This is a genomic window from Pseudomonas chlororaphis subsp. chlororaphis (genome assembly GCF_003945765.1).
Taxonomy (GTDB): domain Bacteria; phylum Pseudomonadota; class Gammaproteobacteria; order Pseudomonadales; family Pseudomonadaceae; genus Aquipseudomonas; species Aquipseudomonas chlororaphis.
The window spans coordinates 3,966,771-3,993,759 of the sequence record NZ_CP027712.1 but is presented as its reverse complement, the minus strand read 5'-3'; the positions used below and the strand labels follow the sequence as shown (position 1 = coordinate 3,993,759).

Sequence of the window (26,989 nt, the reverse complement as noted above, 5' to 3'; positions counted from 1 at the left end):
TGCTAGGAGCGCGGCAGCCAGAAGAACATCGCCACGCAGAACAGCGTCAGGCCGATGCAGAACCCGCTGAAGCGCCGCAACCGCCGTTGTTCGGCGTGCGCCGCAGTAGCGGGAAGGGGCATGCCGCAATGGCGGCAGGAGGCTTGCCGAGGCGGGTTGAGGCCTTGGCAGTACAGGCAGACCGACCCGGCGCTCATTCGAATTGCTCCAGCCGCGGACGGTCGAGAATGACGATCTGGCGGCCGTCCTGGCTGATGATCTTTTCATCGATCAGGCGCCGGATGATCCGCGAGAACGTCTCCGGCTGGATCGCCAGGTGGCCGGCGATCAACTGCTTGGCCATCGGCAGCTCGAACCGGCGCTCCACCGGTTGCAGCTGCATCAGTTGCGTCAGCAGATAACGCACCACCCTGTGGGTGGCGTTCTTCAGCGACAGGGTTTCGATCTCGTTGACCCGCTGGTGCAGGCGCACGCAGAGCTTGCCCAGCAGGGCGAAGGTCAGGCGGCTGTTGCTTTGCAGCAGGCGCAGGTAGGTGTCGTTGGACAGGCGATAGAGCTGGGTCGGGCCGATGGCTTCGGCGCAAGCCACATAGTCTGGCGTATCCATCAGCATCATCGCCTCGGCGAAGGTCTGGCGCGGGCCGATGACCTCGAGCACTTTTTCCTGCCCATCCGGCGTCAGGCGGTAGACCTTCACCGCGCCGGCGATCACGAAATAGAAAGCCTCGGCCGGCTCCCCCTGGCGGAACAGCGGGTCGCCCTTGTCGAGGCTGAGCAACTGGCTGGCCGCCATCAGCTCGTCCAGCTGTTCCTCGTTCAAGGGCTCGAACAGGTGATGGCTGCGCAGGATCTGGTGATGCACGCGATGAAGCACCATGAATATTCATCCTTATGGCTGGGGGGAAAGGTGCTGCCGTGGTTCAGACGAGGCCCAGGGCGACGCGGCTGGCGAGGGCCAGGATCGCGCCCAGGACGAAAAACCACGTCAGTGGCTGGAGGGTCTTTTTCAGGGTGGCTGCGGCGGTATTCATGGTGGCTCCGGTCATTTGGCAGGGATGGGGTGCCCTCTGTTCAGCAAGAGCCGGGCCAGGCGCCAGGGTCCCTGTAGGCGGGGGATCTGTGGCTACGTGGTCAAAAAGACCTGGCGATTTCGGGTGTAAATGACTAGCGAATGGTCATTTTGACCCTCGCGCTGTAAGGCGAGCCCCGGCACCGCGCCGGCCGCAACCCCGGCCCGCCGGCTTATGGCCGTTCCTGGTGGTGATCGGGCCCCGGGGCACGGCCCTTGCACTGCCAGACAGGACGGTGGGCACAACAGCCCGCCGCATCCCGGGCAAGCTTGATTTGCGACAACGGCAAGGGCGCGCCAATGGCCGATGATGGCCGGGGATTTCATTCGCCGCGTGTCGACCGTCGCCGGGTCGCACGCTGGGTAAAGGAGTGGGCTTGATGCAAGTACTTGAGCGTCGTGCGGCAATGGCAATCGTGCCGCTGTTACGCCTGGCCTTCCGGCCGTTTTTCCTCGCCGGTTGTGTCCTGGCGCTGCTGGTGGTGCCGCTGTGGCTGGCGGCGCTGCAGGGCGCCCTGGGCGACTGGCAACCGGCGGGAGGCTGGCTGGGCTGGCACCGCCACGAACTGCTGTTCGGTTTCGGCCTGGCGATCATCGCCGGCTTCCTGCTGACCGCGGCGCAGACCTGGACCGGCCAGCCGGGCCTCTGCGGCAAGCCGCTGGCGGCCCTGGCCTTGCTCTGGCTGGCCGCGCGCCTGGCCTGGCTGGGCAGCGCGCCCTGGCCGCTGCTGGCGGTGCTGGAGCTGGGGTTTCCCCTGGCGCTGGCCGGGTTGATGGGCCGCATGCTGTGGAAGGTGCGCCAGCAGCGCAACTACCCGATTGTCCTGGTGCTGCTGTTGCTCGCCGCGGCGGACGGCCTGTCGGTGGCCGGCCTGCTGCAAGGCCACGAAGGCTGGCAGCGCCAGGGCGTGCTGAGCGGCCTGTGGCTGGTGGCGGCGATGATGAGCCTGATCGGCGGGCGGGTGATTCCGTTTTTCACCCAGCGCGGCCTGGGTCGGGTCGCGGCCGTGACGCCCTGGCCATGGCTCGATTATCTGCTGCTGGCGGGTTCGGCCCTGGTGGCGCTGCTGTATGCCGCCGGGCCGGCGCTCATCGCCAATACCTGGGTTGGCGCGCTGTTCCTGCTGCTGGCGGCCGCGCATCTGCTGCGGTTGTGGCGCTGGCAGGACCGCGGGCTGTGGCGCGTGCCGCTGCTGTGGTCGCTGCACCTGGCCTACGGCTGGCTGGCGCTGGCGTGCCTGGGCATGGCGCTGTGGCATTTCGGCGCGCCGCTGAACCCCAGCCTGGCCGTGCACGGCCTGACCATCGGCGCCATGGCCGGGCTGATCCTGGCGATGATCGCCCGGGTCAGCCTGGGCCATACCGGGCGGCCGCTGGAGCCGCCGGCGGGCATGACCCTGGCGTTCATCCTGCTCAATCTGGCCTGCCTCAGCCGGGTGCTGCTGGTGCTCTGGCTGCCGGTGGCGGCGTTGTGGCTGGCGGGCCTGTGCTGGGCCCTGGCCTTTGCCCTGTACGTCTGGCGCTACGGGCCGATGCTGCTGCGGGCGCGGGTCGACGGGCACCCGGGCTGAGCCCTGAATGCGGAGCAAGGAGAAGGGCAATGATTTATCCCTGGTTAGTGGTTATCCACCTGCTGGCGGCCATCGGTTTTATCGGCACGCTGTTCTTCGAGGTGTGCATCTGGCACACGGCGCGCCGGCAACTGGCGACGGACGCCCAGGTGGCGGCGGACCAGGCCATCGCGGTGCGTTCGCGCAAGGTCCTGCATGGCGTGGTGCTGCTGTTGTACGGCGCCGGTATCGGCCTGGCCTGGCAGCATCGCGGGGCCTTGAGCCAGCCCTTGAGCAGCAGTTTCGCCAGCCTGTTGAGCCTGAAGATCGTCCTGGCCCTGAGCATCATCGGCCATTACCTGCTGCTGGCGTACTGGTTGAAAACGTCACGGCTGAGCGCCGGCCGCGCCTGCTGGATCCGCCGCAGCGTGCTGGGGCACATGCTGCTGATCGTGGTCCTGGCCAAGGCGATGTTCTATTGGCATGGCTGAATGAACGTGCCAGCCACCGGGCTGGCACGCAGGGGCGGGGGTCAAGCGTTCAGGGCGTTGGCGAACAGCACGTTGTTTTCCAGATGGATGTGCTGCATCAGGTCGTCGCGAAATTCGCTCAACCCGCGGTACAGCGCGCGCCAGGTGTTGCAGGCGTCGGCGGGCGGGGTGATGTGGTCGGTCAGCACCAGCAGTTTTTCCAGGGCCTCGCCATGTTGCTCGTGCTCCAGGCGCAGCACATGGATCGGCGGCGCCGCCCGGCGGCCCAGGCCCTGTTGCAGCATCGGGAACAGCACCTGTTCTTCCTTGAGCATGTGGCCTTCGAGTTCCTGCAGCATGTCCCGCAGGTGATCGGCCAGGCCGTTGGGGCAGGTGTCGCGGGCGCCATGCACTTGCTCCACGCGGCAGGCCAGGCGGATCAGTTCCGGCAGCTGTTCGCGGTGGCGGGCGTGGTAGCGGGTGAGGATATGGGCGATCAGCGCCTCGCCCGGTTCATCGCGCCAGTCGTGCCGCCGGGCGTCGCTGTCTTGCAACAGGTGCAGGGCCTCGGCGATCTGCACGGGGTCGAGGCCTTTGCCGAGGGCGGCGTCGCGCAGGGTTTTCTGCCCGCCGCAGCAGAAGTCCAGGTTGAACTCATGAAACACCCGGCTGGCGCCGGGGATGTCGCAGGCCAGTTGGCCGAGGCTTTGTTCCAGGAGGTTGGGCTGCGAAGCGTCTTGTCGGGCAAGACCGGGTCGTTCCAGCAGTGTCGGGTTCATCAGGTTTTCCTTGTTGTGGCAACGGTTCCCCTGGGCCGTTGCATCCGCCATGCCAGCTGTAACTTATTGAAAGTAATGGACTGATTTTTTGTCGTGGTGCGGATGACCCTGAAATCTCGGGGTCGGAACCACCAGAAAGGGTGATGACTACCATGTTGCGTGAAAGTCTGGCGGCCGACCTGATTGTCGAGTTGCCCAATGCCGTGCGGTTGCAGCGTCTGGTGCAGACCCTGCGTGAGTACTTCAAGGCCGGGGCCGTGGGCCTGCTGCGCCTGGACGACGACAGCCTGCGGCCGCTGGCCACCGTCGGCCTGGTGCATGAAGCCCTCGGGCGGCGCTTCGTGATCGCCCAGCACCCGCGCCTGGCGGCGATCATGGCGTCCCGCGAGCCCACCTGGTTCGAGCCCGACAGCCGCCTGCCGGACCCTTATGACGGGCTGCTCGACCACCCGGACAGCGGGCCGCTGGCGGTGCACGACTGCATGGGCGTGAGCCTGTATGTGGAAGGGCGGGTCTGGGGCGCCATCACCCTCGACGCGCTGCGGCCCGGGACCTTCGACCGCCGGGCGCGGGATGAGCTCAAGCGCTGCAGCCTGCAGATCGAGGCGGCGCTGCGGGTCACCCGCCTGGAACAGGAAAACCGTAGCCTGCGCCTGTCGCGCAGCGAGCCGCAGGATGCGCGCGGGCCGGTGGAGGAGGGCGAGATCCTCGGCCAGAGCGAAGTCCTGCATCAGTTGCTCAACGAGCTGGACGTGCTCGCCGATTCCGAGCTGCCGGTGTTGCTGCTGGGCGAGACCGGGGTTGGCAAGGAGCTGTTCGCCCGGCGCCTGCATCGCTTGTCGCGGCGCGCCCACAAGCCGCTGGTGCAGGTCAACTGCGCGGCGCTGCCGGAATCCCTGGCCGAGAGCGAGTTGTTCGGTCACGTCAAGGGCGCCTTCTCCGGCGCCACCAGCGACCGCGCCGGGCGCTTCGACGCGGCCAACGGCGGCACGCTGTTTCTCGACGAGGTCGGCGAGCTGCCGTTGAGCGTGCAGGCCAAGTTGCTGCGCACCCTGCAGAATGGCGAGATCCAGCGCCTGGGGGCGGACAAGCCGCTGCATGTGGATGTGCGCATCATCGCCGCGACCAACCGCCACCTGCCGGACAGCATTCGCGACGGGCTGTTTCGCGCCGACCTGTACCACCGGCTTTCGGTGTACCCGGTGCCGATCCCACCGCTGCGCGAACGCGGTTCCGACGTGTTGCTGCTGGCCGGGCATTTCCTCGAACTCAACCGCAGCCGTCTTGGCCTGCGTGGCCTGCGCCTGTCGCCGGCGGCCGAACGGGCGCTGCTGGCGTACCCCTGGCCGGGCAATGTGCGCGAGCTGGAACACGTGATCAGCCGCGCCGCGCTCAAACAGCTCAGCCGTGGCGGCAGTCGCAACCTGATTTTGACCTTGGAGCCGGAAGTCCTCGATCTCGACAGCACGCTGAAGGGCGCGGAGCCGCTCGAACAGTCGCCGCCGGCGGCCGACGACGGGCCCTTCCAGCCCCTGAGCGAAGCCGTCGACGAGTACCAGCGGCAGAAGATTCACCAGGCCCTGAGCCGCTGCCGCAACAACTGGGCCCGCGCCGCCCGGCTGCTGGAGGTCGACCCGAGCAACCTGCACAAACTGGCCCGGCGCCTGCGGCTCAAATAGCAGGCCGGCCGACGTTCGATTGCTTGCGATGAACCTGCCTCTGCAGGAGCCGCCTCGCAGGCTTGGCAGCGGCTACGGAACATGGGGGTCTGGAGGGGGGGGGGGCGCAGTCGCTACAGAAGATAGGGATCTGCAGCTGCCGTTGATGGCGATCAAGGTCATGCCAGGCGGCTCCTCGCAGACTGCGGCAAACCCCAACGGAGATCACCCTCATGCCGCTTTCCCTGGCCCAGATGCGCCGTAACTATTGCCGCGATGGCCTGGCCGACGAGGCCGTGCCGGACGATCCGCTGCCGCTGTTCCGCCAGTGGCTGCAACAGGCCCGCGACACCGAGCAGGCGCCGGTGGAGGCCAACAGCATGTGCCTGGCCACGGTCGACGAACAGGGCCAGCCCCATTGCCGGGTGCTGTTGCTCAAGGGCCTGAGCGATGAAGGTTTCACCTTCTTCGGCCACTACCAGAGCGCCAAGGGCCTGGAGCTGGCGGCCAATCCCCGGGCCGCCATGACCTTCTTCTGGCCAGCCCTGGAGCGCCAGGTGCGCATCGAAGGATGGGTATCGCGTTTAGCACCGCGGCTGTCGGATGTGTATTTCGATTCGCGCTCCCTGGCCAGTCGCCTCGGTGCCTGGGCGTCGCCGCAAAGCCAGCCCTTGGCCAACCGGCTGCAACTGGAATCCCTGCTGGCCAGCACCACCAGCCGTTTCGACGGCCAGCCGCTGCCGCGCCCGGAACACTGGGGCGGCTACTGCCTGCGCCCGCAGCGCATGGAGTTCTGGCAAGGGCGCAGCGACCGCCTGCATGACCGCCTCGACTACCGGCTGCACGAGGGCGTGTGGCGCCACGGCCGGCTGGCGCCCTGAGGGTCGTCGTCCCGTCGAGGTACCTCCTTGGAGGAATAGGTTCGTCGGCGGATTCGGTTCAGGCTGGGGCCAATCTCATTCACGGGAAGGCTTGGATATGGCCCATCTGGCGCAACGCACGTTTCAACCCCTGAACATCGCCGTGCTGACCATCAGCGATACGCGCACCCTGGAAACCGACACCTCGGGCCAGACTCTCTGCGACCTGTTGCAGAGCGCCGGCCATGTGCTGGTCGATCGTGGCCTGGTGCCGGACGACATCTACCAGATCCGCGCCAGCGTCTCGCGCTGGATCGCCGACCCCCAGGTGCAGGTGGTGCTGATGACCGGCGGCACCGGCTTCACCGCGCGGGACAACACGCCCCAGGCGGTGCTGCCGCTGCTGGACAAGCATGTGGAAGGTTTCGGCGAGCTGTTCCGCCAGGTGTCGGTGGAAGAAATCGGCATGTCCAGCCTGCAGTCGCGGGCCCTGGCCGGGGTCAGCAACGGCGTGCTGGTGGTGTGCGTGCCGGGCTCGCCGGGGGCCTGCCGCACCGCCTGGAACATGATCCTGCGCCCACAGCTGGACAGCCGCACCGGCCCGTGCAATTTCGCCCCCCACCTCAAGCCGCAGACCCATGAGGGGCCGTCACAGAACATCGAGGCCTGTGGGGCGCGGTCGTGACCGGCTGTGGCTGCGACAGCGGCCAACTGATCCCGGTGGACCAGGCCATCGCCCATCTGCTGGACCAGGCGCCGCCACCGCCTACGGTGCAAAGTATTGCCCTGGAGCAGGCCCTGGGCCGGGTGCTGGCGGCGGACCTTCATTCGCCGCTGGACCTGCCCGGTTGGGACAACAGCGCCATGGACGGCTACGCGTTGCGCGCCGCCGACCTGCCGCCCGCCGGTGGCCGCCTGACCCTGGGTGGACGGATTGCCGCCGGGCAAGCGGGGGAGACTCCCTTGGCGGCGGGGCAGGCGGTGCGCATCTTCACCGGCGCGCCCTTGCCGCCGGGGGCCGATACGGTGGTGCCCCAGGAGAACTGCCGGGTCGAGGACGGGCAAGTCTGGTTGCCGCCGGCGACTGTCGGCGATCACGTGCGCCAGCAGGGCGAGGAGGTGCGGCGCGGTGATCTGTTGCTCAAGGCCGGCAAACGCCTGCGCGCCCAGGAGCTGGGCCTGCTGGCGGCGGCCGGGATCGCCCGGGTCGAGGTCTATCGGCCGTTGCGCGTGTGCCTGCTGAGCAGTGGCGACGAGCTGCGCGAACCCGGCCAGCCCCTGGCGCCGGGGCAGATCTACAACAGCAATCGCTATTGCCTGTCCGCACTGCTGCGCGGCTGGGGCGTGGAGGTGCACGACTACGGGGTGATGGCCGACGAACTGGCGGCCAGCCGCCACGCCTTGAGCCTGGCCTCGTCGGAGTGCGACCTGCTGCTGACCTCGGGCGGGGTTTCGGTCGGCGAGGAAGACCACCTCAAGCAGGCCATTGAGGAGCTCGGCCATGTGGATTTCTGGCGCCTGGCGATCCAGCCGGGCAAGCCCCTGGCCTTTGGCGCAGTGGCCGGCAAGCCGTGGCTCGGCCTGCCGGGCAACCCCTCGGCGGCGCTGGTGACCGCGCTGGTGGTGGTGCGCCCGTTCCTGCTGCGGGCCCAGGGCGTCACGGATGTGCTGCCGCGGCCCATGGTGTTGCCGGCGGGCTTCGAGTGGTTGCAGCGCAACCGCCGGCGCCAGTACCTGCGCGCCCGCCTGGTGCCCGGCGACGATGCCCAGGTTCGTGTGCAACCGCACCCGCAGCAAAGCTCGGCGATGCTCGCCGCCGCCTGCTGGGCCGAGGGCCTGGCGCTGGTGGAAGGCGAGCGCTTGGTACGTCCGGGCGACCCGGTGCCGTTCCTGTCGTTCGCCGAACTGATGCAGTGACGGCAATTGATTGCGGTCAAGGCCGTGGCTGTCGGTCTGGCTAGACTGGCAGCGCATTTCCGATCGCTGCGCACGCGTCGCTCCGGCGCGTTCTTTGATGAGGAACCCCCATGCAACTGGTCTGCCCCGCAGGCAACTTGCCTGCGCTCAAAGCGGCGGTGCGCCAAGGCGCCGATGCCGTCTACGTCGGCTTTCGCGACGACACCAACGCCCGGCATTTCGCCGGCCTGAACATGGACGACAAGCAGTTCGACGCGGCGGTCGCGCACATTCGCCAGCACCAACGCAAACTCTATGTGGCAGTCAACACCTACCCCCAGCCCCAGGGCTGGGCGCGCTGGCAACGGGCGGTGGACCGCGCCGCCGAGCATGGGGTCGACGCGCTGATCGCCGCCGATCCCGGGGTCCTGGCCTATGCCAGCCAGCGCCATCCGCAATTGAACCTGCACCTCTCGGTGCAGGGCTCGGCGACCAATGCCAGCGCCCTGGCGTTCTACGCCCAGCACTACAACATCCGCCGCGCCGTACTGCCGCGGGTGCTGTCCCTGGCCCAGGTGCGCCAGGTGGCGGCCAGCAGCACGGTACCGATCGAAGTATTCGCCTTTGGCAGCCTGTGCATCATGGCCGAAGGGCGTTGCCACCTGTCTTCCTACATCACCGGCGAGTCGCCGAACCTGTGCGGCGTCTGCTCGCCGGCCAAGGCGGTGCGCTGGAGCGAGGACGCCGAGGGCTTGAGCGCGCGCCTCAGCGAAGTGCTGATCGACCGCTATCAAGCCGACGAGCCAGCCGGCTACCCGACCCTGTGCAAGGGGCGCTTCCTGGTGGAGGGCAAGCGCTTCCATGCCCTGGAGGAACCCACCAGCCTCGACACCCTGGACCTGCTGCCGGAGCTGGCGGCCATCGGCGTCGAGGCGGTGAAGATCGAAGGCCGCCAGCGCAGCCCGGCTTATGTCGAGCAGGTCACCCGGGTCTGGCGTGCGGCGCTGGATGCCCATCGCGCCGCGCCCGCCAGTTTCACGGTCAAGGACCAGTGGCGCCAGGTGCTGGCCGGCCTGTCCGAGGGCAGCCAGACCACCCTGGGTGCCTACCATCGATCATGGCAATGAGGAATTCGCGATGAAGCTCAGCCTGGGCCCCGTCCTGTTCTACTGGGACAAGGAACAATTGGGGCGTTTTTATGCCGAGATGTCGGCCTTGCCCCTGGATGTGATTTACCTGGGGGAAACCGTGTGTTCGAAACGCCGGGCGCTGTCCCTGGACCAGTGGCTGGGCCTGGGGCGCGAATTGCAGGGCTGCACGTCGGCGCAGATCGTGCTCTCCAGCCTGACCCTGATCGAAGCCGCCTCGGAGTTGTCGAGCCTGCGGCGCCTGTGCGACAACGGCGAGCTGCTGGTGGAGGCCAACGACATGGGCGCGGTGCAGTTCCTCGCCGAGCGCAAATTGCCCTTCGTGGGTGGCCCGGCGCTGAACCTGTACAACGGCCACGCCCTGGCGCAATTGCAGGGCTGCGGGATGATCCGCTGGGTGCCGCCGGTGGAATGTTCGGCGGCGCTGATCCGCGCGGTGCTGGAGCAGGTGCGCGAGCTGGGCCAGGCGCTGCCCGAGGTCGAAGTCTTCGCCTATGGGCATCTGCCGTTGGCGTATTCCGCGCGTTGCTTCACCGCCCGGGCCCAGGACCGGCCCAAGGACGACTGCCAGTTCTGCTGCATCCAGTACCCCGACGGCCTGGCGCTGAGCAGCCAGGAAGGCCAGGCGCTGTTCACCCTCAATGGCATCCAGACCCTGTCCGCCGAGGTCACCAATCTGTTGGCAGACTACGCCGGGCTGGTGGCCTGCGGCGCCGACCTGCTGCGCCTGAGCCCGCGGGCCCAGGGCATGGGCGAGGTGATCGAGGCCTACCAGCGGGTGCGCCAGGGCGCGACGCCACCGCTGTTCGTCGAGGGCTGCAACGGTTACTGGCATGGCCAGGCCGGGATGTTGCGCGTCGAGGAGGTGGGCCTGTGCTGAGTGGCAAATCCAAACGCAAGGACTGGCTGCTGCGCAGCGCCGACCGGCTGCTGCCATTGCTGCGGCGGGTGCCGTTCGGCGTGCAGCGCCTGGCCTTGCAGCAGGGGCTCAACCGCTGTTTGGCCGAGCCGCTGCGCGCCGGCGAATTCGACCTGTTGCGCCGGCGCTGGCTGTGCCTGCGGATTCCCGACCTGGGCCTGGCCTGGTACCTGACCCGCGACCGCGACGGCCTGCGCATCGCCGAACACGCCCGGGCCGATGTGACCATCAGCGGCAACTGGCGCGAGTTCCTGCTGCTGGCCAGCCGTCAGGAAGACCCGGACACATTGTTCTTCCGCCGGCGCCTGGTGATCGAGGGCGATACCGAGCTGGGCCTGACCCTGAAAAACCTGATCGACAGCCTCGACCCGGACGTATTGCCGGTCTGGCTGTGGCGCAATCTGGAACGGGCGGGCAAGGGGCTGGCCGCAGGCTGAACATCTCTGTAGGCGCTGGCTTGCCAGCGATAGAGGCAACGCGCAGTGTCAGGCCGGACGCTTCGCCGGCAAGCCTGGCTCCTACAGGAGAAGTGTCGGACCCGTGAACGATGGCAACCCATTCCCCTTGTAGGAGCCAGGCTTGCCGGCGATTGGGGCGACGCCAGGCGAGCGGCGGCGGTTACGCGTCGTACGCCGCCAGCTCCTCGGCGCCGGGGATCTGGATAGTGCGCCGCTCCATGGCGATCAGGCCGCTTTCGACCAACCGATGGAGGATGCGCGAGAAGGTCTCCGGCTGGATCCCCAGCTTGGAGGCCACCAGGCGCTTGGACACTTGCAGCACCACCTCGCCGCTGTGCGGGTCGCGCTCCTGCAACAGGAAACTCACCACCCGCCGGCTGGCGCTGCCCAGGGTCAGGGTGTCGATGTCCTTGAGGCGCTGGTGCAGGTGCACGCTCATGCTCGCCAGGATCGCCAGGCACACCTGCGGCTGGTCCTCCAGGGCGTGGCGGTAATGGTTGCCGTCGATGCTGACCAGCACGCTGTCTTTCAGCGCAGTGGCATTCACCGGGTAGAAGCGCGCCTGGCTGAACAGCAGGGCCTCGGCGAAGGTCTGCCCGGGCTGGATGATTTCCACCAGGTTCTCCTGGCCTTCGCCGGTGATGCGGTACAGCTTGACCTGGCCGCTGACCAGCAGGAAAAAGCGCTTGGCCGGGTCGCCCTGGTGCATCAGGGTGTTGTGGCTGGGCAGGCGCCTGAGCATGGCCTGGGCACAGACCTCCTCGAAGACCTTGTCCGGCAACTGGCTGAACAGATGATGGCGACGCAACAACAGCACGATGGAAGGGTGGGTCAGCATGGGTACCTCCGCTGCCGGCCATGGTAGAGCGCGCGGCTGCCAGGGCCTATGCCTCCGCCGGCGTACCTCCAAAGGGGCAGGGGGGCAAAGGGGCAGGGGGCCAAAGGGGCAGGAGTGGCTAAGCGCGGCTCAGCCGGCGTTGCGCAGGTGCTCCATGGCCCACACCGCGGCCTCGACCCGCGAGCGCAGGCCGAGCTTGTGCAGCAGGTTCTTCACATGGACCTTGACCGTGCCTTCGGTGATGCCCAGCTTGTGGCCGATGACCTTGTTGCTGTAGCCGCCGGCGATGGTGCGCAGCACCTGGCGCTCGCGCTCGGTCAGCTCGACCTCCGGCTGGCGCGGCGGCGAACGCAGGGCCTGGGCCATGACCCGGGTCAGCCCCGGGCTGATCACCAGGGCGCCGCTCAGGGCATCGCGCAAGTACTGGATCAGCAACTCGGGCTCCATGTCCTTGAGCAGGTAGCCGTCGGCGTCCAGGCGCAGGGCGTCGCGAATGTCGTCCTCGGCGTCGGACACGGTGAACAGCAGCACCTTGCCGCGGTAGTCCATGGCCCGCAGGCGGCGCAGGGTCTCGATGCCGTTGAGTTGCGGCATGTTGTTGTCGAGCAGCACCAGGTCGGGCTGCAAGGGTTCGATCAGGCCCAGGGCTTCTTCGCCGTGGCTGGCCTCGCCGACGATCTGCAGGTCGTCTTCCAGTTCGAGCATCTGGCGGATGCCGCGACGCATCATCGGATGGTCGTCGACCAGCAGGATCCGGTAGGAGGGGGATGGGTTCATGCGGCGCTACCTTGTGTGGGGACGGCGAGAAACTCCGGACGGAATTCCATCTGCACCAGGGTGCCCTGGGGCGTCCTGGAAGAAATCTGCAACTGGCCATGCAGGCTGCGGGCCCGCTCATCCATGATGTTCAGGCCGTGGTGTTCGCGCTGGTTGCCACTGTTGTCGTGGTCGCCGCTGAAGCCGCGGCCATCGTCCTCGATCGACAGGCGCAGGGTTTCGCCATGCTGGCGCAATTGCAGCCAGACATTCTCCGCGTGGGCGTGGCGCAGGCAGTTGGAGAGCGCCTCGCGGGTGATCTGCAGCAGGTGGATCTGCTCGCTGGCCGACAGCTCGAAGGCCAGGCTGTCGAGCTGCACATGCACCTGGAAATCGCCGCGGCGCGAGAACTCCTCGGTGGTCGCTTCGAGCTCGCGCACCAGCCCGGCGTCGTGGATCTGCAAGCGAAAGGTGGTCAACAGTTCGCGCAGCTGGCGGTAGGCGTTGTTCACCCCCTCGCGCAGTTCGGCGGTGACGTTCTCCAGGGTGCTCAGTGGTTCGCCACGGCGCATCAGGGTCTGCATGCGGCTGACCTGCAGCTTCATGTAGGACAGGGCCTGGGCCAGGGAGTCGTGCAGCTCGCGGGCGATGATCGCGCGTTCTTCGAACAGCAGCAGGCGATGGTCCTGTTCGCGCTGGCGCTTGAGCGACAGCGAGGTGCCGATCAGGTTGGCCAGGGCCTGGATCAGTTCGGTTTCCCAGGCTTGCGGGGCATGGCCGTCGACGAAGTGCGCCTTGAGCTCGCCCAGTTCGCTGCCCTGGTTGCTGATGCTGAAACGCTGCCGGGCGATCGGCTGGTGCCGCTGGCAGCTGGCGCAATCGCTGACCGCGCAGACCTCCCGGCTGTCGGCGCCATGCAGGGCGATCAGCTGCTGCGCCGGGGCCTGCAACTGGCCTTGCAGGCACAGCGACAGGCGCAACCCCGGCAGGCGTTGCTGGAAGCGCCGGATCAGTTCGTCCAGGCCTTCGGCGTTGGCCAGCCGCGTGGCCAGGCTGCGGCTGCTCTGGTACAGCAGCTCCAGGGCGGCGTTGGCCTGTTGCAGGTTGTGGGTCTTTTGCCGCACCAGGGTTTCCAGGGTGCGGTGGGATTGCTCGATGGTCTCGGCCATGGCGTTGAAGCTGGTGGCCAACTGGCCCAGCTCGTCCCGGGACTGGTGGTTGACCCGCACCTGGAAGTCGCCACGGCGAAAGCGCTGGGTGGCTTCCACCAGTTCCTGCAAGGGCGTGACCACGCCGTATTGCAGTTCGTACAGGCCCAGCAGCAGGACGAACAGGGTGGTGAACAGCGCCGCGCCCTGGATCAACTGTTGCCAGGTCTGCTTATGTTCGCTCTGGCGTTGCAGCAGGCTGACGAACTGGTTCAGCTGCTCGACGAAGGGCAGGGCCAGGGCCTGGAACGCGGCGGCATCGCGTTGTTCCAGGGCTGGCTGCAACTCAGCGTTCCAGCGTTGCTGGATCTGCCGGTAGCTGTCCACCAGCTCGGGGTCGGCGCCGTCTTCCAGCACCGCCCTGAGCGACTGGCTGTCGAGGCGCTGTTGCAGGCTCTGGCGGATCTGCTCGATCTCTTCGGCGCTGGCGCCCGCGGCCAGCTTCCAGCTCAGGTGGTAGGTCTCCATGCGCACCGAGCCCGCGGTATTGATGGCCGCCGCGTCGCCCTGGCTGAACCAGGCGATCAGCCCGGCGCTCAGGGAACTGGCCAGCGCCAGCACGGCGATCAGGATCACCGCCAGGCCGGCGCGGGCGGGCAGGGAACTGCGCAGCCAGCGGATCAAGGGCGCGGGCCGGATGTGAACGGGGGAAGGGTGGACATAGCAGGCTCCAGGGACGACTGGCGATGGTTTTGCAGCCGGTCCCTGGCGCTCTACCTCTAAAGAGTTGTTGTTCATCGGATCCGTGCAACCGCCTCGTGGAGCCAAGGCAAGAGCCTGATAAACAAAGGGTTCAGAGGTTTTTCGGCACTACCTCGTTGGAGGTAGGCGGCGCAAGCATAGGCCCAGCAGGCCCCGGGCTTCCTTGACCCGGGTCAAGTTTTTACCGGGTTCGCCTCTCTAGTCTGCGGCCATGAATGACTGACTGGAGAGCGAGATGACCCAACCGCGTGTACGACAAGGCCTGGTGCTGGGCATGAGTACGCTGGCCTTCACCGTGTGCTTCATGGTCTGGATGATGTTCGCGGTGCTCGGTGTGCCGATCAAGGCACTGCTTGCGCTCAACGAAACCCAGTTCGGCCTGCTGGCCGCCACCCCGGTGCTCACCGGTTCGCTGGCACGCTTGCCGCTGGGCCTGCTGACCGACCGCTTTGGCGGGCGCAGCGTGTTCTTCCTGCTGATGCTGTGCTGCGTGTTGCCGCTGTACCTGATCAGCCACGCCACGGCCTACTGGCAGTTCCTGGTCCTGGGCCTGTTCGTCGGCCTGGCCGGCGGTTCGTTTTCGGTGGGTATCGCCTACGTTGCCAAGTGGTTCGACCAGGACAACCAGGGCTTCGCCATGGGCATCTTCGGCGCGGGTAACGCCGGTGCCGCGCTGACCAAGTTTCTCGCCCCGGCGCTGATCGCCGCCGGCAGCTGGCAGCTGGTGCCGAAAGCCTTCAGCGCCATCCTGTTCATCACCGCGCTGCTGTTCTGGTTTCTCAGCGCCGACAACAAGGCCCATCGCAGCGCCTCTGGCGCCACCCTGCGCGAGCAGTTGGGCGCGTTGAAGGACCCGGCGGTGTGGCGCTACTGCCAGTACTACTCGATCGTCTTCGGCGGCTACGTGGCCCTGGCGCTGTGGATGACCCAGTACTACGTGCAGGAATACGGCTTCAGCCTGCAGAGCGCGGCGCTGCTGGCCGCCTGTTTCTCCTTGCCGGGCGGGGTGCTGCGCGCCGTCGGCGGCTGGATGTCGGACCGCTGGGGCGCCCAGAGCGTGACCTGGTGGGTGCTCTGGGTCAGCTGGATCTGCCTGTTCCTGCTGTCCTACCCGCAGACCCAGCTGCAAGTGCGCACCGTCGACGGCGCCCTGGATTTTCACATCGGCCTGAATCCTGCGCTGTTCACCGTGCTGCTGTTCGTCATGGGCATCGCCTTCGCCTTCGGCAAGGCCTCGGTGTTCAAGTACATCGCCAACGACTACCCGCAGAACATGGGCGCGGTGTCCGGCATCGTCGGCTTGGCCGGCGGCCTGGGCGGCTTCGTCCTGCCAATCCTGTTCGGCGCCCTGGTGGACCTCACCGGCGTGCGCTCTTCCTGCTTCATGTTGATGTACGGCGTGGTCTGGGTGTCGCTCACCTGGATGTACTTCAGCGAAATCCGCAAGCGCCCGCTGCTGGGCAAACAGCCGCCGGCCACCTCGTCCCCGTTTTCCAGCATTGCCCAAGGAGAAGAACATGTCGGTTCTTGATAAGCCCGATTCAGGCCCGTTGATTCATGACTGGCGCCCGGAAGACCCCGCTTTCTGGGGGCGCAGCGGCAAGCAGACGGCGACCCGCAACCTGTGGATCTCGATTCCCGCGCTGCTCTTGGCCTTTGCCGTGTGGATGGTCTGGAGCACGGTGATCGTGCGCCTGAACGCCATCGGCTTCAGCTTCAGCACCGACCAGCTGTTCTGGCTGGCAGCGTTGCCGGGGCTGTCCGGCGCCACTTTGCGGGTGTTCTATTCGTTCATGGTGCCGATCTTCGGCGGCCGCCGCTGGACCGCCCTGAGCACCGCCTCGTTGCTGCTGCCGTCGCTGTGGATGGGCTTTGCCGTGCAGGACCCGAACACCCCCTACAGCGTGTTCGTGCTGATCGCGCTGCTCTGCGGTTTCGGCGGCGGCAACTTTGCCTCGAGCATGTCCAACATCAGCTTCTTCTACCCCAAGTCGCAGCAGGGCACGGCCCTGGGCCTGAATGCCGGGCTGGGCAACCTCGGGGTGTCGGTGATGCAGTTCTGCGTGCCGCTGGTGATCACCTTCGGCCTGTTCGGCTGGCTTGGCGGGCAACCCCAGGTGCTGGCCGACGGCAGCCAGCTGTGGCTGCAGAACGCCGGGTTTGTCTGGGTGCCGTTCATTATCGCGGTGACGCTGCTGGCCTGGTTCGGCATGAACGACCTGTCCAGCGCCAAGGCTTCGTTCAGCGAGCAGGCGGTGATCTTCAAGCGCAAGCACAACTGGCTGATGTGCTGGCTGTACCTGGCGACCTTTGGTTCGTTCATCGGCTTCTCGGCGGCTTTTCCAATGCTGATCAAGACCGCGTTCCCGGACGTGGTGGCGCTGAAGTTCGCCTTCCTCGGCCCGCTGGTGGGTGCCCTGGTGCGGCCGCTGGGCGGCTGGCTGGCGGACAAGCTCGGCGGTGCCCGGGTGACCTTGTGGAACTTCGCGGCGATGATCGTGATGGTCTTCGGGGTCTTGCACTTTCTTCCGCATAACGGCGCCGGCGGCAACTTCTACGGCTTCCTCGGCCTGTTCATGCTGCTGTTCATCACCACCGGCATCGGCAACGGTTCGACCTTCCGCATGATCCCGGTGATCTTCCGCACCCTGCATGAAAAAGCCGCCGCCGGGCAAAGCGCCGCGGTGCGCGAGCAGGCGCAAAAGAACGCCGGCAAGGAGTCGGCCGCGGTGCTCGGTTTCAGCTCGGCCATGGGCGCCTTCGGCGCGTTCTTCATCCCCAAATCCTTCGGCACTTCCATGGCCCAGACCGGCGGCCCGGAGATGGCCTTCTACATGTTCGTCGGCTTTTACCTGAGCTGCATCGTGGTGACCTGGTGGTGGTACGCGCGCAAAGGCGCGGCGACTCCCTGCTGACACGACCCGAATCCAAACCTTGCCCGGTCGGGGCATAGAACCCCGCGGCAAGCCTGAGAGGAAAGCACCATGAGTCATTTGTTGGATCAACTGCGGTTTTTCAACCGCAAGCAAAGCGAGTTCGCCGAGGGCCACGGGGAAACCCGCAAGGAGTCCCGCGACTGGGAAAACGTCTACCGCTCGCGCTGGCAGTACGACAAGATCGTGCGCTCCACCCATGGGGTCAACTGCACCGGTTCCTGCTCGTGGAAGATCTACGTGAAGAACGGCCTGATCACCTGGGAAACCCAGCAGACCGACTACCCGCGCACCCGCAACGACCTGCCCAACCACGAGCCGCGCGGCTGCCCGCGGGGCGCCAGCTACAGCTGGTACATCTACAGCGCCAACCGCCTGAAGTACCCGAAGATCCGCAAGCCGCTGCTCAAGCTGTGGCGCCAGGCGCGCCAGAGCATGGCGCCGGTGGAGGCCTGGGCGAGCATCGTCGAGGACCCGGCCAAGGCCGAGTCGTACAAGAGCAAGCGCGGCATGGGCGGCTTCATCCGTTCCAGCTGGGATGAGGTCAACGAGATCATCGCTGCGGCTAACGTCTACACCATCAAGCAGTACGGCCCCGACCGGGTCGTCGGTTTCTCGCCGATCCCGGCCATGTCGATGGTCAGCTACGCCGCCGGCGCCCGTTACCTGTCGCTGATCGGCGGTGCCTGCCTGAGCTTCTACGACTGGTACTGCGACCTGCCACCGGCCTCGCCGATGGTCTGGGGCGAGCAGACCGACGTGCCGGAATCGGCCGACTGGTACAACTCCAACTACATCATCGCCTGGGGTTCCAACGTTCCGCAGACCCGTACCCCGGACGCGCACTTCTTCACCGAGGTGCGCTACAAGGGCACCAAGACCGTGGCCATCACCCCGGACTATTCGGAAGTGGCCAAGCTCACCGACCTTTGGCTCAACCCTAAGCAGGGCACCGACGCAGCGCTGGCCCAGGCCTTCAACCATGTGATCTTCAAGGAGTTCCACCTCGAGCGCCCGAGCGCCTATTTCACCGACTACGCCAAGCGCTACACCGACCTGCCGGTGCTGGTGCTGCTCAAGCCGATGCTCGGCACCGCGCCGGGGGCCGGCTACCAGCCGGACCGCTTCCTGCGCGCCTCGGACCTGGCCGGCAACCTCGGCCAGGACAACAACCCGCAATGGAAGACCATCGCCATCGACGCCAGCGGCGAGCTGGTGTCGCCCCAGGGCTCCATCGGCTACCGCTGGGGCGAGCAGGGCAAGTGGAACATCCTCGCCCGGGAAGGCGGCGCGGGACGCGAGATCGACCTGAACCTGAGCCTGATCGGCGGCGATGTCGCCGAAGTGGCCTTCCCGTATTTCGCCGGGGAAATCCAGGAGCACTTCCAGCATGTGGCCGGCGACGCCGTGCAATACCGCCGCGTGCCGGTGCGCAGCCTGACCTTGGCCGACGGCAGCCAGGTCAAGGTGGCCACGGTGTTCGACCTGTCGGCGGCCAACCTGGCCATCGACCGTGGCCTGGGCGGCGCCAATGTGGCCAAGGACTACGACGACGCCAGCGTGCCCGGCACTCCGGCCTGGCAGGAGCAGATCACTGGCGTCAGCCGCGAGAAGGCGATCCAGATCGCCCGCGAGTTCGCCGACAACGCCGACAAGACCCGTGGCCGCTCGATGATCATTGTCGGCGCGGCGATGAACCACTGGTACCACATGGACATGAACTACCGCGGGCTGATCAACATGCTCATGCTCTGCGGTTGCGTCGGCCAGACCGGTGGCGGCTGGGCGCACTATGTCGGCCAGGAAAAACTCCGCCCGCAATGCGGCTGGCTGCCCCTGGCGTTCGGCCTGGACTGGAGCCGGCCGCCACGGCAGATGAACGGCACCAGCTTCTTCTACGCCCACAGCTCGCAATGGCGCCACGAGAAGATGAGCATGCACGACGTGCTCTCGCCGCTGGCCGACAAGAGCCAGTTCCCCGAGCACGCCCTGGACTACAACATCCGCGCCGAACGCGCCGGCTGGCTGCCCAGCGCGCCGCAGCTCAACAGTAACCCGCTGCACATCTGCCGCGACGCCGCAGCACTCGGCATGACGCCCAAGGACTATGTGGTCAAGTCGTTGCATGAGGGTTCGCTGCGTTTCGCCTGCGAACAGCCGGACAGCCCGCAGAACTTCCCGCGCAACATGTTCATCTGGCGTTCCAACCTGCTGGGCTCCTCGGGCAAGGGCCACGAGTACATGCTCAAGTACCTGCTCGGCACCCGTAACGGGGTGATGAACGAGGACATCGGCGAGGTCGGCGACTGCAAGCCGCAGGAAGCCGAATGGGTGGACCAGGGCGCCATCGGCAAGCTCGACCTGGTCACCACCCTGGACTTTCGCATGTCCTCGACCTGCGTGTATTCCGACATCGTGCTGCCGACCGCCACCTGGTACGAGAAGGACGACATGAACACCTCGGACATGCACCCCTTCATCCACCCGCTGTCGGCGGCCATCGACCCGGCCTGGGAATCGCGTTCCGACTGGGAGATCTACAAGGGCATCGCCAAGGCGTTCTCCAGCATGGCGGTGGGGCACCTGGGCGTGGAGCAGGACCTGGTCACCGTGCCGCTGATGCATGACAGCGTCGGCGAGCTGGCCCAGCCGTTCGGCGGCACCGACTGGAAAACCGCGGGTGTGGCCCCGCAGCCGGGCAAGAATGCGCCGAACCTGCAGGTGGTGGAGCGCGACTACCCGAACATCTACAAGCAGTTCACCTCCCTCGGGCCGCTGCTGGAAAAGCTCGGCAACGGCGGCAAGGGCATCAACTGGAACACCGAGGAGGAGGTGAAATTCCTCGGCGAGCTGAATTACCGCGAGGGCGCGGCGGGCATCAGCCAGGGCCGGCCGAAGATCGACACGGCGATCGACGCCGCCGAGGTGATCCTGTCCCTGGCCCCGGAAACCAACGGCCATGTGGCGGTCAAGGCCTGGGCCGCGCTGTCCGAGTTCACCGGCATCGACCACAGCCACCTGGCGCTGTCCAAGGCCCACGAGGCGATCCGCTTCCGCGATATCCAGGCGCAGCCGCGCAAGATCATTTCCAGCCCCACCTGGTCGGGCCTGGAGGACGATCACGTCAGCTACAACGCCGGCTACACCAACGTCCACGAGAACATCCCGTGGCGCACCATCACCGGCCGCCAGCAGTTCTACCAGGACCACCCGTGGATGCAGGCGTTCGGCGAACAGCTGATGAGCTACCGGCCGCCGGTCAACACCCGGACCATCGAGGCGGTGAAGGGCAAACGCACCAACGGCCACCCGGAAATCGTCCTCAACTGGATCACCCCGCACCAGAAATGGGGCATTCACAGCACCTACAGCGACAACCTGCTGATGCTCACCCTGAGCCGTGGCGGGCCGATTGTCTGGCTCTCGGAAATCGATGCGAAGCGTGCCGGCATCGAGGACAACGACTGGATCGAATGCTTCAACGCCAACGGCGCGGCGACCGCCCGGGCGGTGGTCAGCCAGCGGGTCAAGGAGGGCATGGTGATGATGTACCACGCCCAGGAACGGATCGTGAACGTGCCCGGTTCCGAGACCACCAAGACCCGCGGCGGCCACCACAACTCGGTCACCCGGGTGGTGCTCAAGCCGACCCACATGATCGGCGGCTATGCCCAGCAGGCCTACGGTTTCAACTATTACGGCACGGTCGGTTGCAACCGCGACGAGTTCGTCGTGGTGCGCAAGATGGCCCGCGTCGACTGGCTCGATGGCTCGGACGGCGATGAGCTGCCACGCCCCCTGCCGACCGAGATGGATTGAGGAGTTGTCATGAAGATTCGTTCACAAATCGGCATGGTCCTGAACCTGGACAAATGCATCGGCTGCCATACCTGCTCGATCACCTGCAAAAACGTCTGGACCAGCCGCGAAGGCATGGAATACGCCTGGTTCAACAACGTCGAGACCAAGCCCGGGATCGGCTACCCGAAAGAATGGGAAAACCAGGACAAGTGGAAGGGCGGCTGGGTGCGCAACGCCAACGGCTCGATCAACCCACGGATCGGCGGCAAGTTCCGGGTGCTGGCGAACATCTTCGCCAACCCCGACCTGCCGAGCCTCGACGACTACTACGAGCCGTTCGACTTCGATTACCAGCACCTGCACACCGCGCCCCTGGGCGACCATCAGCCCACCGCGCGGCCGCGTTCGGTGGTGTCCGGCAAGCGCATGGAAAAGATCGAGTGGGGGCCGAACTGGGAGGAGATCCTCGGCAGCGAGTTCGCCAAGCGACGCAAGGACCGGAACTTCGACCAGATCCAGGCGGACATCTACGGCGAGTACGAAAACACTTTCATGATGTACCTGCCGCGCCTGTGCGAGCACTGCCTGAACCCGGCGTGCGCGGCGTCCTGCCCGAGCGGGGCGATCTACAAGCGCGAGGAGGACGGCATCGTCCTGATCGACCAGGAGAAGTGCCGCGGCTGGCGCATGTGCATCAGCGGCTGCCCGTACAAGAAGATCTATTTCAACTGGAAGAGCGGCAAGTCGGAGAAGTGCATCTTCTGCTACCCACGGATCGAGGCGGGCATGCCCACCGTGTGCGCCGAGACCTGTGTCGGGCGCATCCGCTACCTCGGCGTGCTGCTGTATGACGCCGACCGCATCGCCGAGGTGGCGAGCACCGCCAGCGAGCAGGACCTGTACGAGAAGCAGCTGGAAATCTTCCTCGATCCGCATGACCCGGCAGTGATCCGCCAGGCCCTGGAAGACGGGGTGCCGCAGTCGGTGATCGACGCCGCGCAGCGTTCGCCGGTGTACAAGATGGCGGTGGACTGGAAGCTGGCGCTGCCGCTGCACCCGGAATACCGCACCTTGCCGATGGTCTGGTACGTGCCGCCGCTGTCGCCGATCCAGAACGCCGCGGCCGCCGGCACCGTGGGCATGAACGGAGTGATCCCGGATGTCGACAGCCTGCGCATCCCCCTGCGTTACCTGGCCAACCTGCTGACCGCGGGCGACGAAAAACCGGTCAAGCGTGCCCTCAAGCGCCTGCTGGCGATGCGCGCCTACAAGCGCGCCGAGCAGGTCGAAGGCGTGCAGGACCTGCAAGTGCTGGAGGAGGTCGGCCTGAGCGTGAGCCAGGTCGAGGAGATGTACCGCTACCTGGCCATCGCCAACTACGAAGACCGCTACGTGGTGCCCAGTGCGCACCGCGAGGAAGCCATGAGCGATGCCTTCGCCGAGCGTTCCGGTTGCGGCTTCAGTTTCGGCAGTGGCTGCAGCGGCAGCTCCGACACCAACATGTTCGGGGCGAAGAAGGCCAACCGCCGCGACGTCCTGAAAACCGTGCAGCTGTGGGAGGAATGAGCATGCGCATCCTTAAAGTGATTTCGCTGCTGCTCGACTACCCGAGCGCAACCCTGGTCGAGGGCCGCGACGAGCTGGAGCAGGCGATCATCCAGGCCCGGGAAATCAGCCCGAAGCAGCGCGGCGCGCTGTTCGAGCTGTTGGAACTGCTCTGCAACAACGACCTGATGGATGGCCAGGAGCACTACGGCGCGCTGTTCGGTCGTGGCCGCTCGCTGTCGTTGCTGTTGTTCGAGCATGTGCACGGCGAGTCCCGCGACCGCGGCCAGGCCATGGTCGACATGCTCGCCCAGTATGAAGCCGCAGGCTTTGCCATCGGTATCAAGGAGCTGCCGGACTACATCCCGCTGTACCTGGAGTTCCTTTCCACCCGCGACGACCTCGAGGCCCGCGAGGGCCTGGCCGATGTCGCGCACCTGCTGGCCTTGCTTGCGGCGCGCCTGGAGGAACGCGAGAGCGCCTATGCCAGTTGCTTGCGCGCCTTGCTGCAAATCGCTGGCGCGGAGCCGCACCAGGCGGTGGCCGACCTGCGCGAACAGGTGGCGGCCGAGCCGCGCGACGATTCCCTCGAAGCCCTGGACCGGATCTGGGAAGAGGAGGCAGTGGACTTTCTCAAGGCCGAGCAGCAGGAGCGTTGCAGCTCAATGCCGAGCGCGCCGGGCAAGGCCCGGGAGGAAAGCGCGGTACCGCTGCACTGGGTGGATTTTCAGCATCAGGGGCTGGCCGCCGCGCCAGCCGGGGAGGTGGGCAATGTCTAAGTGGAATCTGTTGGTGTTCGGGATCTATCCCTATGTCGCGCTGGCGATCTGCCTGCTGGGCAGCTGGGCACGCTTCGACCTGTCGCAGTACAGCTGGAAGGCCGGCTCCAGCCAGATGCTCGACAAGCGTGGCATGCGCGTGGCCAGCAACCTGTTCCATGTCGGCGTGCTGTTCGTGCTGGCCGGGCACTTTGTCGGCCTGCTGACCCCGGCCTCGGTCTATCACCATGTGATCAGCACCGAGCACAAGCAGTTGCTGGCGATGGTCTCCGGCGGCTTCTTCGGCCTGCTGTGCCTGGTCGGCCTGCTGATGCTGATCAAGCGCCGCCTCACCGACCCGCGGGTGCGCGCCACCTCCAGCCCTTCGGACATCCTGATCCTGCTGGTGCTGCTGGCACAGTTGCTGCTCGGCCTTTTGACCATAGTCGCCTCCACCGCCCATATGGACGGCTCGGTGATGGTGATGCTCGCCGACTGGGCGCAGAGCATCGTGCTGTTGCGGCCCATGGACGCGGCGGCGGCCATCGCGCCGGTCGGCCTGACCTACAAGCTGCACGTGTTCCTCGGCCTGACCCTGTTCGTGCTGTTCCCCTTTACCCGCCTGGTGCACATGGTCAGCGCGCCGGTCTGGTACCTGGGGCGGCGTTATCAAATCGTTCGGCAGAAAATCTGAGGAGGCAGTCATGTCAGGTGGATGTGGATGTGGCGGCGGTAACGGCGGCAGCGGCGGTTGCGGGTCTTCGGCCCGCGAGGAAACGCTGGTGTCAGAGAGTGAAGTGGAGGTGGGCGTGCAGGCGTTCACGCCGCCGGGGCATGAGCCCGTGGCCGCGGACGAGGCGCCTGTGCAACTGATCGCCAGCAGTGAGCAGGAGTGGCCGATCATCAGTGTCAACCAGGTGTCGATCACCCCGCAGGCGCTGGCCCAGGAGCTGCAATATCACCCGGCGGCCAGCCGCGAGGAGGCGGTGTACCTGGCGGCCAGGGCCCTGGTGATCCGCGAGCTGTTGCAGCAGCGCATCGCCGAACTCGGCCTGACGCTGCGGATCGGCGCCGGCGAGAACCAAGAGGAGGCCGCCACCCGCCTGCTGCTCGAACGCGAGGTGCAGGTGCCGGAGTGCGACGAGGCGGCGTGCTGGCGTTACTACGACAACAACCGCGGGCGTTTTCACAGCGCGCCGTTGCTGGCGGTGCGGCACATCCTCCTCGAATGCGCGCCGGACGATGCCGGGGCGCGCAGCACGGCCCAGGTCCAGGCGGAGATTTTGCTGCAACGCCTGGACGAGCAGCCCGACAGTTTCGCTGCACTGGCGCTGAAGTATTCGGCCTGCCCGTCGAAGGCCCAGGGCGGTTCCCTGGGGCAGATCAGTAAGGGCCAGACCGTGCCGGAGCTGGAGCGCCAGCTGTTCAGCCTGGCGCCGGGGCTGGCGGTCAAGCCGCTGGAAAGCCGTTATGGCTGGCATGTGGTCTGCGTCGATCAGCGGGTCGAGGGCCAGGCCTTGCCTTATGAAGCGGTGGCTTTGGTGATCCGCAACCAGCTGCAACAGGGCGTCTGGCAAAAGGCCGTGGTGCAGTACCTGCAAACCCTGGTCGGGTCCGCGGACATCCGGGGCATTCATCTGCAAGGCGCCGACTCGCCGCTGGTGCAGTAAGGGGAAGGCCATGAGCAATGTGATGCAGGACGGCTTCGGGCGGCAGATCGACTATCTGCGGATGTCGGTGACCGACCGTTGCGATTTTCGCTGCGTGTATTGCATGGCGAAGAACATGACCTTCCTGCCGCGCCAGCAGGTGCTGACCCTGGAAGAGTTGCAGCGCCTGGCGGCGCTGTTCGTCGGCCAGGGCGTGCGCAAGATCCGCCTCACCGGCGGCGAGCCGTTGATTCGCCCGGGCATCGTTGATCTGTGCCGCAACATCGCCGCCTTGCCGGGCCTGCGCGAACTGGTGATGACCAGCAACGGCTCGCAGCTGGAGCGCCTGGCCCGGCCGCTGGCGGAGGCCGGGGTCAAGCGGATGAACATCAGCCTCGATAGCCTGGACGGGCAGAAGTTTCGCGCCATCACCCGCAACGGCGATCTCGATCAGGTGCTGCGCGGTATCGAGGTGGCGCGCGGGGCGGGGTTCGAGCGGGTCAAGCTCAACTGCGTGGTGATGAAGGGGCGCAACTTCGAGGAAGTGCCGCAGCTGGTGCGGTACGCCATCGAGCAGGGCATCGATATCAGCTTTATCGAGGAAATGCCCCTGGGTGACGTCGGCCGTTCCCGGGGCGAATCCTTCTGTTCCAGCGACGAGGTACGGGCGCTGATCGCCAGCCGCCATGCCTTGCTCGACAGCACCGAGAACAGCGGCGGGCCGGCGCGTTACGTGCGCCTGGAGCGCCATCCGCAGACGCGCATCGGTTTTATCTCGCCCAACAGCCACAACTTCTGTGGCAGCTGCAATCGGGTACGCATGACCGTCGAAGGCAAGCTGTTGCTGTGCCTGGGGCAGGACGATGCCCTGGACCTGCGCGGCCTGCTGCGGCGTTATCCGCTGGACGACCAGCCGCTGATCGATGCCTTGCAGCAGGCTTTGCGGCGCAAGCCGTTGCGGCATGATTTCAACCCGCAGGGCACGGTGCAGGTGGTGCGGTTTATGAATATGAGTGGGGGGTGAGATTGGGGGGATATCCGTTGCTGCGGTAACGGCGGCTTAGGGTTCCGCCCTTACGGCGGGTCACTTTTGGCAAACGCCCCAAAAGTAACCAAAAGGTCTTGCCCCACCACTCGGCACCTCGCTGAGGCTCGGTGTGCCCGAACGCAGGCATTACGGAGCGGGCCGCCGCCACGGGCCATCCATGGCCCGGGGCGGCTAAACCGGCATCCCTGCCGGTTTACCCGCTCCGTAATACCTCCGTTCGGCCAGCGTGGTTAACGGGGCGTTGGAGATCAAGATCAAAAGCCAGAGCCAGAGCCAGAGCCTTCGCCGGGCGGAGCTTGCTGTTTTTGCCACGCTACAGCTCTTCTGCCAGACACGCTTTGTGTAGCCGCTGCCGAGCGCAGCGAGGCTGCGATCGGCCCGCAGGGCCGCTAAACCTGACACCTCGCAGGATCTGGGGCAACGCGGTGCCCGCCTGGCGAGTCCTTCGGCCTCGATCGCAGCCTCGCTGCGCTCGGCAGCGGCTACAGGGAATGCGTTCTCAGCCAGGACGGTAGCCCGCTGTTTTGTTTTTGATCTGAGCACCCAGTTAACCGCGCTGGCCGAACACAGGCATTGCTCCGGGGGCACGCCGCCACAGGCCATCGCCACGCTACCGCTCTTCTGCCGGACACGCTTTGTGTAGCCGCTGCCGAGCGCAGCGAGGCTGCGATCGGCCCGCAGGGCCGCTAACCCTGACACCTCGCAGGATCTGGGGAAATGCGGTGCCTGCCTGACGAGTCCTTCGGCCTCGATCGCAGCCTCGCTGCGCTCGGCAGCGGTTACAGGGCCCACGTTCTCAGCCAGGCCGGCCGGCAGGCCGCCGTCTTGCTTTTGATCTGAGCGCCCCGTTAACCACGATGGCCGAACGCAGGCATTGAGCCGTGGGTAACCCGGCAGGGATGCCGGGTTAGCCGCCCCAGGCCATGGATGGCCTGTGGCGGCGG

At 66.5% G+C, this 26,989-nt stretch carries 23 protein-coding genes; 17 read left to right on the top strand and 6 right to left on the bottom strand.

The annotated features are described in order from the left end of the window. Positions 1–2 precede the first annotated feature (2 nt). Together C4K27_RS18145 and C4K27_RS18140 are read right to left on the bottom strand one after the other, a co-directional pair. A complete protein-coding gene (locus C4K27_RS18145) occupies positions 3–197 on the bottom strand; it encodes a hypothetical protein (RefSeq protein ID WP_053261564.1) in 195 nt (64 codons plus the stop codon). Then, positions 194–877 carry a Crp/Fnr family transcriptional regulator gene (locus C4K27_RS18140; RefSeq protein WP_053261563.1) on the bottom strand — a complete coding sequence of 228 codons (684 nt, stop codon included), beginning with the start codon at positions 875–877 and terminating at the stop codon, positions 194–196. The genes C4K27_RS18145 and C4K27_RS18140 overlap by 4 nt, the downstream gene beginning before the upstream one ends. A gap of 572 nt (positions 878–1,449) precedes the next feature. On the opposite strand from C4K27_RS18140, the gene C4K27_RS18135 reads away from it, so the two are divergent. Both C4K27_RS18135 and C4K27_RS18130 read left to right on the top strand, forming a co-directional pair. Beyond that, positions 1,450–2,640 (top strand): NnrS family protein, encoded by a 1,191-nt coding sequence (locus C4K27_RS18135; RefSeq protein ID WP_053261562.1) that lies wholly within the window; start codon positions 1,450–1,452, stop codon positions 2,638–2,640. A gap of 29 nt (positions 2,641–2,669) precedes the next feature. Further along, on the top strand, positions 2,670–3,110 hold the full coding sequence (locus C4K27_RS18130; RefSeq protein WP_053261561.1) for a hypothetical protein: 441 nt from the start codon (positions 2,670–2,672) through the stop codon (positions 3,108–3,110). Positions 3,111–3,151: 41 nt separating this feature from the next. Here C4K27_RS18130 and ytfE read toward each other — a convergent pair whose 3' ends face one another. After that, positions 3,152–3,868, bottom strand: a complete 717-nt coding sequence (ytfE, locus tag C4K27_RS18125) for an iron-sulfur cluster repair protein YtfE (RefSeq protein WP_053261560.1) — start codon at positions 3,866–3,868, stop codon at positions 3,152–3,154. Between the two features lie 152 nt (positions 3,869–4,020). Between ytfE and norR the strand changes: the two genes are divergently transcribed. The 7 genes from norR (at position 4,021) to ubiT (ending at position 10,786) form a co-directional block, all read left to right on the top strand. Then, positions 4,021–5,547 (top strand): nitric oxide reductase transcriptional regulator NorR, encoded by a 1,527-nt coding sequence (gene norR / locus C4K27_RS18120; protein ID WP_053261607.1) that lies wholly within the window; start codon positions 4,021–4,023, stop codon positions 5,545–5,547. Between the two features lie 212 nt (positions 5,548–5,759). Beyond that, positions 5,760–6,407: a pyridoxamine 5'-phosphate oxidase gene (pdxH, locus tag C4K27_RS18115; RefSeq protein ID WP_053261559.1), complete on the top strand. Its 648-nt coding sequence runs from the start codon at positions 5,760–5,762 to the stop codon at positions 6,405–6,407. Positions 6,408–6,504: 97 nt separating this feature from the next. Continuing rightward, positions 6,505–7,071 (top strand): molybdenum cofactor biosynthesis protein B, encoded by a 567-nt coding sequence (gene moaB / locus C4K27_RS18110; protein ID WP_053261558.1) that lies wholly within the window; start codon positions 6,505–6,507, stop codon positions 7,069–7,071. After that, positions 7,068–8,303 (top strand): molybdopterin molybdotransferase MoeA, encoded by a 1,236-nt coding sequence (locus C4K27_RS18105; protein ID WP_053261557.1) that lies wholly within the window; start codon positions 7,068–7,070, stop codon positions 8,301–8,303. Before moaB ends, C4K27_RS18105 begins: the two co-directional genes overlap by 4 nt. A gap of 110 nt (positions 8,304–8,413) precedes the next feature. Then, complete coding sequence (gene ubiU, locus C4K27_RS18100; RefSeq protein ID WP_053261556.1) at positions 8,414–9,409, top strand: ubiquinone anaerobic biosynthesis protein UbiU; 996 nt, start codon at positions 8,414–8,416, stop codon at positions 9,407–9,409. Between the two features lie 10 nt (positions 9,410–9,419). Next, a complete protein-coding gene (locus tag C4K27_RS18095) occupies positions 9,420–10,310 on the top strand; it encodes a U32 family peptidase (protein WP_053261555.1) in 891 nt (296 codons plus the stop codon). Continuing rightward, the gene (ubiT, locus tag C4K27_RS18090; RefSeq protein WP_053261554.1) at positions 10,304–10,786 is read left to right on the top strand and encodes a ubiquinone anaerobic biosynthesis accessory factor UbiT; all 483 of its coding nucleotides are present in this window, start codon (positions 10,304–10,306) and stop codon (positions 10,784–10,786) included. Before C4K27_RS18095 ends, ubiT begins: the two co-directional genes overlap by 7 nt. A 181-nt stretch (positions 10,787–10,967) precedes the next feature. Here ubiT and C4K27_RS18085 read toward each other — a convergent pair whose 3' ends face one another. From C4K27_RS18085 to C4K27_RS18075, 3 genes are all read right to left on the bottom strand, one after another. Then, complete coding sequence (locus tag C4K27_RS18085) at positions 10,968–11,645, bottom strand: Crp/Fnr family transcriptional regulator (protein ID WP_053261553.1); 678 nt, start codon at positions 11,643–11,645, stop codon at positions 10,968–10,970. Between the two features lie 129 nt (positions 11,646–11,774). Continuing rightward, positions 11,775–12,422: a two-component system response regulator NarL gene (narL, locus tag C4K27_RS18080; protein ID WP_053261552.1), complete on the bottom strand. Its 648-nt coding sequence runs from the start codon at positions 12,420–12,422 to the stop codon at positions 11,775–11,777. Further along, on the bottom strand, positions 12,419–14,233 hold the full coding sequence (locus tag C4K27_RS18075) for a HAMP domain-containing protein (RefSeq protein ID WP_053261551.1): 1,815 nt from the start codon (positions 14,231–14,233) through the stop codon (positions 12,419–12,421). Before C4K27_RS18075 ends, narL begins: the two co-directional genes overlap by 4 nt. Before the next feature lie 313 nt (positions 14,234–14,546). On the opposite strand from C4K27_RS18075, the gene C4K27_RS18070 reads away from it, so the two are divergent. The 8 genes from C4K27_RS18070 (at position 14,547) to moaA (ending at position 26,021) form a co-directional block, all read left to right on the top strand. After that, the gene (locus C4K27_RS18070; protein ID WP_053261550.1) at positions 14,547–15,842 is read left to right on the top strand and encodes an MFS transporter; all 1,296 of its coding nucleotides are present in this window, start codon (positions 14,547–14,549) and stop codon (positions 15,840–15,842) included. Beyond that, on the top strand, positions 15,829–17,226 hold the full coding sequence (locus tag C4K27_RS18065; protein WP_053261549.1) for a NarK family nitrate/nitrite MFS transporter: 1,398 nt from the start codon (positions 15,829–15,831) through the stop codon (positions 17,224–17,226). The genes C4K27_RS18070 and C4K27_RS18065 overlap by 14 nt, the downstream gene beginning before the upstream one ends. A gap of 69 nt (positions 17,227–17,295) precedes the next feature. After that, the gene (locus tag C4K27_RS18060; RefSeq protein ID WP_053261548.1) at positions 17,296–21,063 is read left to right on the top strand and encodes a nitrate reductase subunit alpha; all 3,768 of its coding nucleotides are present in this window, start codon (positions 17,296–17,298) and stop codon (positions 21,061–21,063) included. 9 nt (positions 21,064–21,072) lie between these two features. Further along, positions 21,073–22,611 carry a nitrate reductase subunit beta gene (gene narH, locus C4K27_RS18055; protein WP_007928745.1) on the top strand — a complete coding sequence of 513 codons (1,539 nt, stop codon included), beginning with the start codon at positions 21,073–21,075 and terminating at the stop codon, positions 22,609–22,611. A gap of 2 nt (positions 22,612–22,613) precedes the next feature. Further along, positions 22,614–23,369: a nitrate reductase molybdenum cofactor assembly chaperone gene (gene narJ / locus C4K27_RS18050; RefSeq protein ID WP_053261547.1), complete on the top strand. Its 756-nt coding sequence runs from the start codon at positions 22,614–22,616 to the stop codon at positions 23,367–23,369. Next, positions 23,362–24,042 (top strand): respiratory nitrate reductase subunit gamma, encoded by a 681-nt coding sequence (gene narI, locus C4K27_RS18045; protein ID WP_007928747.1) that lies wholly within the window; start codon positions 23,362–23,364, stop codon positions 24,040–24,042. The genes narJ and narI overlap by 8 nt, the downstream gene beginning before the upstream one ends. Positions 24,043–24,052: 10 nt before the next feature. Next, a complete protein-coding gene (locus C4K27_RS18040; protein WP_053261546.1) occupies positions 24,053–25,018 on the top strand; it encodes a peptidylprolyl isomerase in 966 nt (321 codons plus the stop codon). Positions 25,019–25,028: 10 nt separating this feature from the next. Beyond that, positions 25,029–26,021 (top strand): GTP 3',8-cyclase MoaA, encoded by a 993-nt coding sequence (gene moaA, locus C4K27_RS18035; protein WP_053261545.1) that lies wholly within the window; start codon positions 25,029–25,031, stop codon positions 26,019–26,021. The last annotated feature ends 968 nt before the right edge of the window (positions 26,022–26,989 follow it).